This window comes from Streptomyces nodosus (genome assembly GCF_008704995.1).
GTDB lineage: Bacteria > Actinomycetota > Actinomycetes > Streptomycetales > Streptomycetaceae > Streptomyces > Streptomyces nodosus.
The window spans coordinates 5405663-5420286 of sequence record NZ_CP023747.1 but is presented as its reverse complement, the minus strand read 5'-3'; the positions used below and the strand labels follow the sequence as shown (position 1 = coordinate 5420286).

Annotated in this window: 11 protein-coding genes; 2 read left to right on the top strand and 9 right to left on the bottom strand. The window is 70.5% G+C overall.

The annotated features are described in order from the left end of the window. Nucleotides 1–87: 87 nt before the first annotated feature. The 3 genes from CP978_RS24485 to CP978_RS24475 are packed head-to-tail and all read right to left on the bottom strand — an operon-like array spanning nt 88 to nt 3774. Nucleotides 88–1026 (bottom strand): carbohydrate ABC transporter permease, encoded by a 939-nt coding sequence (locus tag CP978_RS24485; RefSeq protein WP_043444324.1) that lies wholly within the window; start codon nt 1024–1026, stop codon nt 88–90. Continuing rightward, a complete protein-coding gene (locus CP978_RS24480; protein ID WP_043444322.1) occupies nt 1023–2057 on the bottom strand; it encodes an ABC transporter permease in 1035 nt (344 codons plus the stop codon). Before CP978_RS24480 ends, CP978_RS24485 begins: the two co-directional genes overlap by 4 nt. Nucleotides 2058–2085: 28 nt before the next feature. Next, the gene (locus CP978_RS24475; protein WP_043444320.1) at nt 2086–3774 is read right to left on the bottom strand and encodes an extracellular solute-binding protein; all 1689 of its coding nucleotides are present in this window, start codon (nt 3772–3774) and stop codon (nt 2086–2088) included. A gap of 362 nt (nt 3775–4136) precedes the next feature. Between CP978_RS24475 and CP978_RS24470 the strand changes: the two genes are divergently transcribed. Next, complete coding sequence (locus CP978_RS24470; protein ID WP_079162291.1) at nt 4137–7115, top strand: glycoside hydrolase family 3 C-terminal domain-containing protein; 2979 nt, start codon at nt 4137–4139, stop codon at nt 7113–7115. Here CP978_RS24470 and CP978_RS24465 read toward each other — a convergent pair. The 6 genes from CP978_RS24465 to CP978_RS24440 all read right to left on the bottom strand — a co-directional run bounded on the left by CP978_RS24465 (nt 7061) and on the right by CP978_RS24440 (nt 13654). Next, complete coding sequence (locus tag CP978_RS24465) at nt 7061–7762, bottom strand: response regulator (protein WP_043444318.1); 702 nt, start codon at nt 7760–7762, stop codon at nt 7061–7063. The two genes, CP978_RS24470 and CP978_RS24465, sit on opposite strands and share 55 nt — an antisense overlap. Nucleotides 7763–7790: 28 nt before the next feature. After that, nucleotides 7791–9035 carry a sensor histidine kinase gene (locus CP978_RS24460; RefSeq protein ID WP_079162290.1) on the bottom strand — a complete coding sequence of 415 codons (1245 nt, stop codon included), beginning with the start codon at nt 9033–9035 and terminating at the stop codon, nt 7791–7793. 71 nt (nt 9036–9106) lie between these two features. Continuing rightward, a complete protein-coding gene (locus CP978_RS24455) occupies nt 9107–11212 on the bottom strand; it encodes an MMPL family transporter (RefSeq protein ID WP_107070443.1) in 2106 nt (701 codons plus the stop codon). A gap of 227 nt (nt 11213–11439) precedes the next feature. Beyond that, entirely contained in the window at nt 11440–11634 is a 195-nt protein-coding gene (locus tag CP978_RS24450; RefSeq protein ID WP_043444316.1) for a DUF397 domain-containing protein, read from the bottom strand. Next, nucleotides 11631–12512, bottom strand: coding sequence for a helix-turn-helix domain-containing protein (locus CP978_RS24445; RefSeq protein WP_043444313.1), 882 nt, complete (start codon nt 12510–12512; stop codon nt 11631–11633). Before CP978_RS24445 ends, CP978_RS24450 begins: the two co-directional genes overlap by 4 nt. A gap of 350 nt (nt 12513–12862) precedes the next feature. Continuing rightward, the gene (locus tag CP978_RS24440; RefSeq protein WP_043444311.1) at nt 12863–13654 is read right to left on the bottom strand and encodes a class I SAM-dependent methyltransferase; all 792 of its coding nucleotides are present in this window, start codon (nt 13652–13654) and stop codon (nt 12863–12865) included. Nucleotides 13655–13883: 229 nt separating this feature from the next. Here CP978_RS24440 and CP978_RS24435 point away from each other — a divergent pair, with 229 nt between their 5' ends. Beyond that, nucleotides 13884–14531 carry a GNAT family N-acetyltransferase gene (locus CP978_RS24435; protein WP_043444310.1) on the top strand — a complete coding sequence of 216 codons (648 nt, stop codon included), beginning with the start codon at nt 13884–13886 and terminating at the stop codon, nt 14529–14531. The last annotated feature ends 93 nt before the right edge of the window (nt 14532–14624 follow it).

The window sequence follows — 14624 nt, the reverse complement described above, 5'->3', positions numbered from 1 at the left end:
CTCGTTCCGGTCGGGTCGTGGTCCGCCGTGGCCGGCCGCCGGACTGGGAGCGGTCGGCCACGGCGGGGCGGGGGCGGCGCGCTGACGTCAGCCCTTCACAGCGCCGATGAGCATGCCCTTCCTGAAGTGCTTCTGGACGAAGGGCGACAGCACGGCGACCGGCAGCAGGGCCATCACCATGACCGCCATCTGCACGGCGAGCCCGGACAGCTGGCCGGTCTTGATGGACTGGGCGAGGCCCACCGGGGCCTCCTGCTTCTGCACGAGCTGGATCATGACGTTCTGCAGCGGCAGCATGCTCTGGTCGTTGAGGTACAGGGACGCGTTGAACCAGGCGCTCCAGTAGCCGACGGCGTAGAACAGCGTGATCACGGCGAGGACGGCGCGGGACAGCGGCATGACGATCGCCCACAGGATGCGCAGGTCGCCGGCGCCGTCGATCCGGGCGCTGTCGACGAGTTCCGGCGAGATGTTCATGAAGAAGCCGCGCAGCACGAGGATGTTGAACACGCTCACCGCGCTGGGCAGGATCAGCGCGAGATAGGTGTCGGTCAGGCCGAGGGTCTGCACCAGCAGGTAGGTGGGGATGAGGCCGGCGCTGAAGAACATCGTCGCCAGCAGCGTCATCAGGATCCAGCGGTGGCCGAGCGAGCCGGTGCGGGACAGTCCGTAGGCGCACAGCACGGACACGGTCATCGAGAACAGCGTGCCGACCAGGGTGATCAGGATGCTGACGACCGCGGCGCGGGTGACCTGGCCGCCGCCGAGCAGTTCCCGGTAGGCGATGAGGGTGATGCCCCTGGGGACCATGACCAGACCGCCGGCCTCGTCGATGGTCCTGCGCGAGGAGAGGCTGGTGACGACGACGATCCACAGCGGGAAGAGGATCGCCAGACAGGCCAGGGCGAGGACCAGCGCCTTGCCCGCCAGGCCGGCCCTGGTGGGCGTCTCCTCCCACACCGGCCGGGGCGGGGCGGCCCGACGGCCCGGTCCTTCCCGTAGGGGCTTGCCGATCACGGCGGTCACTTCCGGTACACCCCCTGCTCGCCCATGAGATGGGCCACCTTGTTCGCGGCGAGGACCAGTCCCAGGCTGACCACACCCTTGATCAGGCCGGCGGCGGCCGCGTAGCCGAAGTCCTGGTTGCGCACGCCGTTCCACCACACGAAGGTGTCCAGGACCTCCGCGGCCCCCGGTCCGACGGCGTCGCGTTGCAGCAGGATCTGTTCGAAGCCGACGGTGAGGGCGTCGCCGACGCGCAGCACCAGCAGCAGCGCGATGACCGGGCGCAGCGCGGGCAGCGTGACGTGCCAGATGCGGCGCCACCGTCCGGCGCCGTCCATCGCAGCGGCCTCATAGAGGTCCGGGCTCACCGAGGCGAGCGCGGCGAGGAAGACGATGATCCCCCAGCCGGCGTCCTTCCACACGCTCTGCGCGGTGAGGAGGAACTTGAAGGTGGTGGGGTCGGTCATGATGTCGAGGCCGTCGTAGCCGTGCTGCCGCAGCAGCTGGGAGAGCAGCCCCGCGCCACCGAGCAGCTGCTGGAACACCGCGATGACCAGCACCCAGGAGAAGAAGTGCGGCAGATACAGCACGGCCTGCGCGACCGCCCGCACCCGGGGCCTGACCACGCTGTTGATGAGCAGCGCCAGCAGGATCGGGACGGGGAAGTACAGCACGAGCTGGAGGAAGAACAGGATCAGCGTATTGCGCATCGCGCTCCAGAAGGCGGAGTCCGCGAAGATCGCCCGGAAGTTCTCCACCCCGACCCAGGGGCTGTGCAGGATGGAGACGACGCCGTTGTCGCTGAGGTAGGGGTCGTAGTCCTGGAAGGCGACGACGTTGCCGAGGATCGGCAGGTAGTTGAACAGCAGGACGAGGACGACGGCCGGCAGCGTCATCAGAAGCAGCACACGGTCGCGTCTGAGCCTGGTCCGCAGGCTCAGCCTGCCCCGGTGGCGGTCGTCCCGGGTTCCGGTGGCGCCGCCGGACGCCACCGGTGTCCTCTCCGTCGCGTCGGCCTCGGTCCCGCTCCGAGGCACCGTGCTGTGGGACACGGCCGGTCTCCTTGCCTCGGTGTCCGGGTCAGCCTGCCGCCGGGCCGTTGTCGTCGAGGAGCTTCTTGTACCAGTCGCGCAGCCGGTCGCCGCCCTTGCTCCTCCAGTCGGAGACGGCCTGCTGCATGTCGCTGATCTTCTTGTGGCCGCGGACGATGTCGTCCTCCAGCTGTTCGAAGTCGTTGGAGAGATTGGTCCAGCGGGAGGGCTCGGCGATCTGCATGCCGTAGAAGGAGGACTTCTTGGTGACGGCGCCCATCCGCTGCTGCCACTCGACCTGGGCCCGGGCGACGTCCGGGAAGTCCGGGTGGGCGACGGTCGCAGCGGGGCTCGCGACCATGACATAGGCGTTGATGACCTCGTTGTTGCCCTTGTCGTTCTTGACGGGCACCCCGTTCTCGACGGTGTAGTGGGTGCCCTCGACCCCGTAGTTGGTGAGCATGTACTCCTTGGTGCCGTACGGCGCGGCGGTGACGTCGGCGACGGCCAGCACATCTCGGACGACGGACTCGGGTGCCTTCTTGCTGACGAACGCGAAGATATTGGCGGGCTGGGTGGCCCACAGGGTGGGGGCACCGCCGTCGTGGCCGAAGACGTCCATGCCCGAGATCTTGAAGTCCGGGTTCTGGGCGGCCTGTTCGGCAGTGCGGCTGTACCACTGCGAGATGTCGTCGTTGTAGATCAGGAACTCACCGGCCGCGAACTTGGGCCCCGAGTCGGTCTGAGCGCTCTTGCCCAGCTCGGCGTCGGGGTGCACGTATCCGGCGGCGAAGAGCTTGCGGGTCCATTCCAGCGCCTCCAGATACTCCTGGGTCTCGACGCGGTAGATCAGCTTGCCGTCGACGAGTTCCCAGCCGAGCGGCTTCTCGCTGCCGGAGAGCACCCCGAAGACGTTGAACGCGGTCCACTTCATGTCGAGGCAGGCCCACCGCTTGGCCCGGGCATTGGTGATGTCCTTGGCCAGCGCCATGAACTCGTCCGCCGAACGCGGGAGTCGGTAGCCCTCCCGGTCGAAGATGTCCTTGCGGTAGAAGGGCACGATGTTCGTGACGTAGGAGGCGGGCATCGGCAGGCCGCGCAGTTTCCCGCCGAAGATGCAGCGCTGCCAGGCGTCCGTCGGGATCGCCGCGAGGTTCGGGTACTTCTTGACCTTGTCCCCGGACAGATAGGGGCCCAGGTCGGCGAACTTTCCGGTGATCGCGCTGGGTATCTTGCCGCCCATGTTCCAGCCGGGGATCACCACGACGTCCGGGACGCTGCTGGAGGCGAGGACGGCTCCCAGCTTCTGCTCGTAGGTGTTGCCGTCCTGGTTCTGCCAGACGACGTCGACGCCGATGAGGTCGTTCATCCCCCGGTAGTACGCGTTGTCCTGCTTGGGCGGGGAGCCCCAGAACGGCGACATGATCGTCACCTTGCCGCCCGCGCCGAGCTTCTTCGGCACGGAGGTCTTCAGACCGGCGAGGTCGAGCGGGCCGGTGAAGCCGACGGCGGAGCCGTTCCTGGCGGGGATGTCGGGGGTGACGACGTTGTTCGCCGCATAGGACGGCAGCAGCTTCTTGGCGTCCTTGCCCGAGGTGGTGCCCCCGCCCGAGCCGCCGTCCGATCCGCCGCAGGCGGCGAGCAGCGGCAGTCCGCCGGCGACCGCGGCGGCGGCGACCGCCGAGGAGGCGAGGAAGCTTCTCCGGCTCGGGGCGGCGGAAGCGGAGTTCGGCGTCATTGCGTCAACCCTTCGTGGCACACCAGGACACCCGGCGACGGCCGTCGGCTGCGGTGTCTCGACTGGAACTGGCCGTTGAGCAGCGACGGCGAACATCGGAGGAGGGTGGGTGCACGAAGCGTCTCCTCCGCCGTCGAAGCGCTTCGATGTGGTGCGAGGGTAGGTGAACACCCGGGGGCACACAAGGGCCGCTTCCAAGATTCCTCGAGGGAGTGCCAAACCCTCGACGTTTCCCGGAAATCGTGCAACCACCGCATGGAAACGGCCGTGTTGCCGTCGGCCGTCTTGACACCCGGGCGCACCCCATCGAGCATCGAAGCGCTTCGAAAGCGCCCCGCCACTCCCCTCCTAAGGATCGCCGCGTGACCGCTGAGACGCCGCCCCTGCCGCCCTTCCGTGATCCGCGGTTGCCGTTCGCGAAGCGCATCGACGATCTGCTGGAGCGGCTCACCCTCGACGAGAAGATCGCATTCCTCCACCAGTTCGCGCCCCCGGTCGAACGGCTGGGCATCGCCGCGTTCCGCACCGGCCAGGAGGCCCTGCACGGAGTGGCCTGGATGGGCCCGGCGACGGTCTTCCCGCAGGCCGTCGGGCTCGGCGCGACCTGGAACGAGGAGCTGGTGCGCCGGATCGGCGAGGCGGTCTCCCGGGAGGCGCGCGCCATGCGGGCCCGCGACGACCGTGTCGGCCTCAATGTCTGGGCGCCGGTGGTGAATCTGCTGCGCCATCCGCTGTGGGGCCGCAACGAGGAGGGCTTCTCCGAGGACCCCGCGCTGACCTCGGCGATCGCCACGGCGTACACCCGCGGGCTGCGCGGCGACCATCCGACGTACTGGCGCACCGCCCCCGTCCTCAAGCACTGGCTGGCGCACAACAACGAGACCGACCGCGACACCGCCTCCTCCTCCGTCCGTCCGCGGGTACTGCACGAGTACGATCTGCGCGCCTTCCGCGACACGGTGGAGGCGGGCGCCGTGGCCGGGGTCATGCCCGCGTACAACCTGGTCAACGGCCGCCCCAACCATGTGTCGCCCCAGCTGCGCGAACCCCTGCGCACTTGGACCGACCAGGAGCTGCTGGTCTGCTCGGACGCCGGCGCGCCCTCCAACCTGGTCGACTCCGAGCACTACTTCGACACCCATGAGGAGGCCACGGCGGCGGCGCTGCGGGCCGGCGTGGACAGCTTCACCGACCACGGCACGGACGGTTCGACGATCCGGGCGCGGGTCCGAGGCGCCCTGGACCAGGGCCTGCTGGACGAGGACGACATCGACCGGGCGGTCCGCCGCCACCTTTCCGTCCGCTTCCGGCTGGGCGAGTTCGACCCGCGTCTGGACCCGTACGCGGACACCGGGCACTTCGACTCCCCGGCCCACCGGGCGCTCGCCCGGGAGGCGGCGGAGCAGGCGGTGGTGCTCCTCAAGAACGACGGCCTGCTCCCGCTCGGCCGGCGGACACATGTCGCGGCGGTCGGCCTCCTCGCCGACGAGTGCAAACTCGACTGGTACAGCGGCACTCTGATGCACCGCTCCACCCCGCTGGAGGGTCTCTACGAGCGTTTCGGCGCGGACCGGGTGGACTTCGCGGAGGGCGTGGACCGGGTACGGCTGAGGACCTCCGCCGGTCTGTATCTACGAGTGCCCGCGGTCTCGGGAGCGGGGGACGGCGAGGCGGCGCGGGGCGACGAGGGCGCCCTGGACCCGGCTCTGCTGCGCGGCCGCACCGATCTGCCCCCGCTCGACGCCGACCCGACCGGCACCGAACTCGCCCTCGTCGACTGGGGCGAGGGCCTGCTGACCCTCCGCGCCCCCGACGGCCGCTATCTCTCGGTCGCCGAGGACCGCCGTGTCCGCGCCTCCGCGGACCAGCCCGGCGGCTGGGTCGTGCAGGAGACGTTCCGCCTGGAGCCGCACGGCGACGGGCACCTCCTGAGGCATCCTGGAACGGGCGGATATGTCTCGGTCACCGCCGACGGGGTGAGGATCGCCGGGGAGAGCCCGGCCGACGCCGAGGTCTTCACCCTGGAGTTCACCGAGCGGGGCGAGGACGCGGTGTCCCGGGCGGCACGCCGGGCGGATGTGGTCCTGGTGTTCGCGGGCAACGACCCGCATCTGAACGGCCGCGAGACCGAGGACCGTACGACCCTGCGCCTGCCCGCCCACCAGGAGCGGCTGCTGCGCGCGGCCCGCGCCGCCAACCCGCGCACGGCGCTGGTGCTGGTCTCCTCGTACCCCTACGCGGTCGACACCTCCGGCCTCCCGGCCGTCCTGTGGACCGCGCACGGCGGCCAGGCCGCGGGCACCGCTCTGGCCCGGGTCCTTTCCGGCGACGTCTCCCCCGGCGGCCGCCTGCCCCAGACCTGGTACGCGGACGACGCCGACCTGCCCGGCCTGCTCGACTACGACATCATCGGCAGCCGCCAGACCTGTCTGTACTTCGAGGGAACCCCGCTGTACCCCTTCGGACACGGCCTGTCCTACGCCTCCTTCGCCTATGCCGGCCTCACCGCGCGCCTGCGGGACGACCGGCTGACGGTCGCCTTCACGGTGACCAACACCGGTACCCGGGCCGCGGACGAGGTCGCCCAGCTCTACACCCGCGCCGTCGCACCCTCCGTCCCGCGCCCACGCCGCGCACTGCTCGCCCACCGCCGCGTCCGGCTGGCTCCCGGCGCCTCCGCCGAGCTGGCCTTCGAATTCCCGCTGAGGGCCTTCGAGTTCTGGGACGTGGCACACGGCCGGGCCCGGATCGAGCCGGGCCGGTACGAGCTCCTGGCCGGGGCGTCCAGCGAGGACATCCGTCTGCGGACGACCCTCGGCCTGGCGGGCGAGCCGCTCGGCCCGCGCCCGGTCCGCGAACACGGCCTGGACGCCGCCGACTTCGACGAGCAGTCGGACATCGAGATCGTCGACCGGACGAGGACGACGGGCGACGCGGTGACGGCGGTCCCCGGCAGAACCGGCGAACTGATCTACCGCGACTGCGACTTCGGCGCCGGGGTCACCCGGGTGAGCATGGCGGTGGCGGGCGAGGGAACCGTCGAACTCTCCCTGGACGGCGGCCCGCGCCGCACCGCCCTCACCCTGGACCCGCCCACATCAGGGCCGTACGACTACACCACCCTCACCGCAGCGGTCACCGCCGCCGGCGTGCACGACCTGCGCCTCGCGCTGCGCGGGCCGGTGCGCCTGGCGCGGGTCGGCTTCCGGCGGGTCGGGGTCCCGGAGCCGGCCGCGGACGACGCCGGCGGAAACCCTCGTGTCCTTCCCGGTGTCCCGGGCGTTCGTCACGCACCGCCCGATCCGCCCGATCCGCCGGGAACGATCAGTCCGGATTCATAGGCGAGCACCACCAACTGCGCCCGGTCACGCGCTCCCAGCTTGCCCATGATGCGGCTCACATGAGTCTTGGCGGTCAGCGGGGAGAGGACGAGGGCGTCGGCGATCTCGGTGTTGTTCAGGCCGCGGGCGACCAGGGTCAGGACCTCGCGCTCGCGGGGCGAGAGCTCACCCAGGGCCCCCGGCCGGCCCGGCGCGGGCACGGTGCCCGGAGGGTGTCTGAGGACCCGCTCGATGAGGCGGGCGGTGGGGCCCGGGGAGAGCAGGGCCTCGCCGGCCGCGACGGTACGGATGGCGTCGAGCAGGTCCTGGGGCCTGGTGTCCTTCACCAGGAACCCGGAGGCCCCGGCGCGCAGGGCCTCGATGATGTGCTCGTCGGTGTCGTAGGTGGTGAGGACGAGAACCTTCACCCCGGCGAGGTCCTCGTCGGAGGCGATCCGCCGGGTGGCCTCGATGCCGTCGAGCCGGGGCATGCGGATGTCCATCACGACCACGTCGGCCCGTGCGGTGCGGGCGAGTTCCACGGCTTCCCCGCCGTGGCAGGCCTCGCCCACGACCTCCATATGGGGGGTGGCGGTGATGAGCATCGCGAAGGCGGAGCGTACGAGGTGCTGGTCGTCGGCCAGCACCACCCGGATGACCTCCGTCATGGGCCTGTTCTCCTGTCTCGGGGTCCCGTCATTCCGCGGCCCGCGCGCAGGGCAGCACCGCGCGGACCGCGAAGCCCGGGCCGTCGGTCCGCGGGCCGGCCGCGACCGTACCGCCGACACTGCGGGCCCGCTCCCGCATACCGACGAGGCCGAAGCCGGGCGTCCGGTCCGCGGCCGCGCCGTCCGTGAGCGCGCCGTCCGTGACCGGGCCGTCCGTGACCGGGCCGTCCGTGACCGGGCCGTCGTCCACGACGTCCACCAGCAGTGCCGACGACGCCTCGTCCAGCACGACGGAAACCTTGACGCCGACCGCGGGCCCGCCGTGCTGGACCGCGTTGGTCAGCCCCTGCTGGACGATGCGGTACGCCGTCGCCCCGACCGCCGGGGGCACCCCGCCGTCCGCCGTGACGGACAGGGACACCACGGCCCCCGCCGACTCGGCTGCCCTGCCGAGGTCGGCCAGTGAGCCGAGGCCCGGCGGCGGTCCGCTGCCCTCCTCCGCCCGCAGCACCTCCAGCGTCCGCTTCAGCTCGCCCCGGGCCTCCCGGCAGGTGTCGGCGATGCCGTCCAGTGCCTGGGCCAGGGTGGCGCGGTCGAGCCGCGCCGGGTCGGCGTTCAGCACATGCGCGGCCACGGAGGTCTGCACGCCGATGAGGGTGATGCTGTGGGCGAGGAGATCATGCAGATCGCGGGCGATGCGCAGCCGTTCCTCGGCGACCCGGCGGGCGGCCGTCTCCTCGCGTGTCCGCTCGGCCCGCTCCGCCCGCTCCACGATGGCGCCCACATAGCTGCGGTGCACCCGTACCGCCTCGCCGAGCAGTGTGCACGCCACGATCCAGCCGGAGGTGCGGACCAGCTCGAGACCTTTGTGCACGTTCACGGTGAGCATCATCGTCAGGGCGAGCGCCAGCAGGGTCGGGACGACGACCAACGTGCGGCGGCGCGGGCCGGCCACCGCCAGCGAGTAGATGATGAGCATGGAGGCCACCACCGGCGTCGTGGGCGCGTTGCCCAACAGGTGATAGGTGAGCTGCAGGGGCACCAGCGCCAGCAGCGCCCCGAGCGGGTACAGCCGGCGCCACGCCGTGAGCAGCACCATGGCCGCCACCAGCACCCAGCCCAGGGCGTCGGTCACCTTGCCGTCGCTGTGCGGGAGGAACGCCGTCGCCGTCGTCAGCGCGCCGACGACGGCGCAGGTCAGCCAGTCCCGCCGCGTCGGCCGCTTGAGCCGGCGCCGCTCCGGGCGTACTCCCACGGTCACCACGTCCTTCATCCTCCCCGATCGCCGCGGCTGCCGGACCCCGGGGACCACGTCCCTCGGTCCGGCAGCCGCGGTCGGTGCGATCAGCGCAGCTCCGCCGACTCCTGCACCGGGAGAGCCGGCCGGCTCTCCCGCGCGGGCGGTTCCTTGGACAGCGGCCCGGGCCACCACAGCGCCCGGCCCAGCGCCACGCCGGCCGAGGTGACCAGAAAGGTCCGCACGAGGAAGGTGTCCAGCAGCACGCCCACCGCGATCACAAAGCCCATCTCCACCAGCGACGCCAGCGGCATGGTGGTCAGCACCGAGAAGGTCGCCGCCAGCACCAGGCCCGCGGAGGCGATGACACCGCCGGTGGTGCGCAGCGCCTTGAGCGCCGCCGCCTCGGGCGCCAGGCCGGACAGCGCGTACTCACGCATCCGGTGCATCAGGAAGATGCCGTAGTCGACGCCGAGCGCCACCAGGAACACGAAGGACAGCACCGGCAGGGCAGGGTCGTTGCCCTCGATACCGAGCACCGGCTCGAAGACCAGCCCGCCGATGCCGAGCGCCGCGCCCCATACGGCGACGACCGCGCCGACGAGGAGCAGCGGGGCGATCAGGCTCCGCAGCAGGACGATCAGGATGAGCAGGACGGAGACCAGGACGAGCGGGACGACGATGTCGCGGTCACCTGCGTTGGATGCCTTGAGGTCGATCAGCTGGGCGCTGGGCCCGCCGACATGACCGCCGAGCTGCCCGGCCGGTCCGGAGCGCAGGGCCCGGATGGTGGCGGTCTCACCGGCGGACTCCGGCGGGGAGTCGGCGGTCACCGCGATCTCGGTCCAGCCGGCACCGCTGCGGCGGGGCTCCGCGGTGGCCACGCCCCGGGTACCGCGGATCCCTTCGAGGGCCTGGTCGGCCTTGGCGGACGGCACGACCACCGCGATGGGCTGGCTGCCGAGCCCCGGGTAGGCGGCGGCCAGGGTGTGCGCGGCGGCGATCGACTCCGGGGTGCCGACGAAGGAGTTCTCGTTCTTCATCCTGCCCTGGAGGTTGAGGGTGCCCAGCGCCAGGGCCCCGAGCACCGCCGCGCCGGTGATCAGCACGGTGACCGGTCGGCGGCCGGCCGAGCTGCCGATGGCCGCGAACATCGACCGCCGCTGTTTCGGCTCGCTGCCGAAGGCCGGCACCAGCGGCCAGAACACCCGGCGGCCGAGGAGGACCAGCAGCGCGGGCAGCAGGGTCGTCATGGCCAGCAGCGCGCAGAGCACACCGACGGTGCCGAGCGGGCCCATGCCACGGGTGCTGTTCAGATCGGCGGCCAGCAGACAGAGCAGGCCGGCGGCGACGGTGCCGGAGGAGGCGAGGACGGCGGGGCCGCTGCCGCGCAGGGCGGCGCGCATGGCGTCGTACGGCCGCTCGATGTGGCGCAGTTCCTCGCGGTAGCGGGAGACCAGCAGCAGGGCGTAGTCGGTACCCGCGCCGAAGACCAGGATGGTCATCATGCCGCTGCTCGCGCCGGTGACGGTGGTGCCGAACCAGGTGTGCAGTCCGTAGGCGACCGCCATCGCGGTGAAGTCGGCGGCACCGGCGGCGACCAGGGGGACGAGCCAGAGCAGGGGGCTGCGGTAGATGACGATGAGCAGCACGGCGACCACCGCGACGGTGGTGTAGAGCAACGGGCCGTCCAGCGACTCGAAGACCTTGCCGGAGTCGGCCTGCAGTCCGGCGGACCCGCCGACCTCGGCCGTCAGCCCGCCCGTGCCGTCGACGATCTCACGGACGTCGTCGACCAGGGCGTTCTTGGCCTTCTTGTCCTGACCTGGCTCGGTGGTGGAGACGGGGTACATCAGCGTGGTGCCGTCCTTGGACGGGACGGCCTGCGGCTGTGCGCTGAGCTTGTGCGCGGCGGCGATCTCGTCGATCTGTGCGGCGGCGGTGCGCCGGTCGGCCCCGGTCAGCCCGCCGTCACGGTGGTACACCACGACCATGTCCGTGGACTCGCCGCCGGGCAGCTTGTCCTGGACCACGGCGACCTGGGTGGAGTCGGCGCTCGCGGGCAGATAGTCGACGTTCCGGTTCTGCTGCACCCCGGAGAGCTTCCCGGCCAACGGCGAGGCGAGCGCCAGCACCACCAGCCACATCGCCAGCAAGGTCCAGGGCACGAACCGCCCCCGGCGCGTCCTCTGCGTTCCCTCTACGGCCCCCATGGGCCACCCCTCTCCTCCGTCGTCCGGCTCGTCACCAGACTTCCGGCGAAGAGCCCCGGAAACGTCGCTCCAGCGACCGAAGCGACCCGTACTGCCGGGGGCGTCTTGGGCGGGGCGGTACTCCCGGGGGTGTACGGGCGCCCGGTACCCGGGGGAGTCGAGGGGTACGGCGCGGCCGTGCCCCGGGGCTCCGACGGAACCCCGGGGCACGGTCGTACGACGGTGACTCAGCCGATCTGGTCGACGGCGTATCCGGTGAACATCGCCCAGGCGTCCTGGCCGACGGCCAGCCCGGGGCGGGCGGTGTCCTTGGAGTCCCGGACGTGCACGGCGGGAACGCCGAGGGCCACCTCGACGCACTGGCCGCCCTCACCGCTGCTGTAGGTGCTCTTGACCCAAGTCAGTTCCCCGACGGTCTTCATAGGTCTCCCAGCAATTCCTCGATGAAAGCCATCGACTCCCGTGGAGTGAGAGCCTGAGCCCGGATGATTCCATACTGCGCCTCAAGCTCCCGAACGGTTGTCCGCTCGGTGTACAGGGAGCTGCTCTTCTGCACTTCCACGTAGGCGATGCGCTGCCCCGCCTTGGTCTCGATCAGGGTGAACGGGCCTGCGAGTCCCGCGTGGTCCTCCCGTTGCAGCGGCATGACCTGGATCTCGACGCTGCGATTCCGCCCGGTGACCAGGATCTGCTCGAGTTGCCCGCGGCAGACCTCGGTTCCCCCGATGGGGCGGCGCAACACCGCCTCCTCGATGACAAAACTCATCAGCGGGGCGGGCCACCGCGACAGGATCTCCTGTCTGAGCATCCGGGCGGCCACCCTCTGCTCGATCGTCTCCTCGCCCAAGGGCGGTCGACGCATCTGGAACACGGCACGCGCATACTCCTGTGTCTGCAGGAGTCCGTTGATCAAGTGGGTGTCGTACACGTGCAGTTCGACCGCCTCAGCCTCCAAGCGCGCCGCGTCCCGGAAGAACGCCGGGTACTGGGCCCGCGCCACCTCCTCCTTCATCTCCTGCAGCACTCCGCCCGCGTCCAGCAGTTCGTCCACCGCGTCGATGAACCGGGGCGGTGGCACCCGTCTCCCCTGCTCGTACGCGGCGATCGTGGACACCGAGTACCCGGTGCGTGCCCCCAACTCGGCCCGCTCCAGGCCCGCCCGCAGCCTGAATCTCTTCAACTGCCGCCCGAAAACTCGCAGAATGCCCGTCCCCGGCTCCGGCGCCGCCCCCGGCCCAGCCTCCCGGCCCGGCGCCTCCGCCTGCTCAACCCCGTCCGGCTGCCGCACCACTTCACTCATCGCGCCCCACCTCGACCCGTCCGGTGACCCACCAGAATCACCAACGCGCACCCCACCCCCACCGACACGCCCCGCTCCGCCTCTACGCGTGCCCACAACGCGTACAACGTTCGCCTGTCGGCATGAGAGCCCGGCGGTGTCCGCCCACCCGACTGACCCTGCCGTGGTGAATCGCCGATGACCATGCAGCGGTAAGGGGTACTCCGACGACATCGGCCGCAGCGTGGATGCCATGGCGGAGACCATGTCCCCGTATCGGTCGGTCATGGCCGCGGCGACATCGTGGCGGGCGGTGTAGCCGCTGGACCAAGACCTCACCGACACTCGGCTCTGCGTCGCCGGTCGGCTGATTATGCGATCCGGCCCACGAGCAAGGAGACTCTGACCTCTTCGGAGAAGCGTCGGACCGGTGGCAGTGACTGTCGGATGCTCTGCGCGAACGCAGGACGGTCGTCGGGGCCGGGCAGCTCACCTGCGGGAATGGCAGAGTAGACCCCGCCGATGAGCTGGTCGAAGCTCAGCTCGTCGCTGTATTCGATCGCGATCTCGTGAACCCGCTCGAATCCGGCGGCCTCCAGCGCTTGCGCGTATCGGAGCCGATCTGACGCGTCGGAGCCGCAGGACGCCTTCAGGCTCGTACCGAAATGACGTTCGAGACAGGCACGCAGTGCGCGTGACCAATCGCTGTCCTGCAGCCACAAGGGAGTTCCGTTCGAGACGACGGCGACGCCCCCTCCTGAGCGGAAGAGCGGCGACAGCGCACGGAAGAGCTCCTCGTGCTGCATCCAGTGAAGCGCCTGCCCGATGACTGCCATCCCCAGCGACCGCTGTCCCATCAGCTCACCGAGCGCGCGAACGTCGGTATCGGCACCAAGGACCCACGTCGCGTTGAGCACGCCATGCCTCACGGCTGCTTCCCTCGCGAGCCGAAGCATGTCCGGCTCGGGATCCATGCCGATGACCGAGCGAACCCGGGAAGCCAAGGGCACAGCCAGCTGACCAGTACCGCATCCGAGGTCAAGGACGGTGTCACCTGTGGTCAGTGCGAAGGCTGTGCGCAGCGCGTCGAATACCTCAGGCGGATAGCCACGTCGGAACTTCGCGTAGTACTCGGCAACTTCACCGCTGAACCCCATGGTCATGGCCTTCACCTTGCCCCAGCACGTGCCTGGCGCACAGATGCCGCCCGAAACCATCGGCTCTCGGACGACTTCATCGCCGGCCGCGAGCCGCGTCCATGGACCGGCGACCGGCGCTGTCGCCAGTGCCGTGACCGAATAGGTCCACCGGGTCGGGGGCGTAGGAATCCGCAGCACTCCCCCTCGAAAATCCAGTGGTCACGATGGCTTGGGGCGAGAAGAATCCCTGCTCATGACCCTGCTGACCCACTGGCCGCTTGCGGGCCTCCGGTTGACCACGCCGCGGCTGGAGCTGCGGTTGCCGAACCTGGATGATCTCGCCGCGTTGGCTTCGTTGGCCGCCGATGGTGTGCATGACCCGACGGTGCAGCCGTTCACTGTGGCATGGACCGATGTCGCGCCCGAGCAGCGTGCTCGGAGTGTCCTGCAGTACCACTGGCGCTGCTGGGGCGAGTGGCAGCCGGAGAACTGGGAGCTGAACCTGGTGGTCGTGCGAGACGGAATTGTCGTGGGTACACAGGGCATCGGTGCCCGGGACTTTTCGATCCGCCGTGAAGTAGGCACTGGTTCCTGGCTGGGCAGGGCCTATCACCGCCAGGGACTGGGGACTGAGATGCGCGCGGCTGTCCTCCACCTGGCCTTCGCTGGACTCGGTGCACAGTACGCCACTTCTGGGGCATATGCGGACAATGCGGCCTCGCTGGAGGTTTCACGCAAGCTCGGCTATCGCGAGGACGGCATCGAGCGTCATTCCGTACGCGCCAAGCCCGCCGTGCTGCGCAGGCTCCGCCTCACTGCTGAACAGTGGCAACAACACCAGCTGGTTCCCGTGCAGATGGAAGGGCTGCCGGAGTGCCTGCCATGGTTCGGCCTGGCGTGACCGTGTAGCGCCTTTGTGGGCGGACAGGTTGTTTGCGGCACCCTTCCTGCGGCGGTTGACGCCCCAGAGGGTGTCATCGCCAATCCGCTGGCT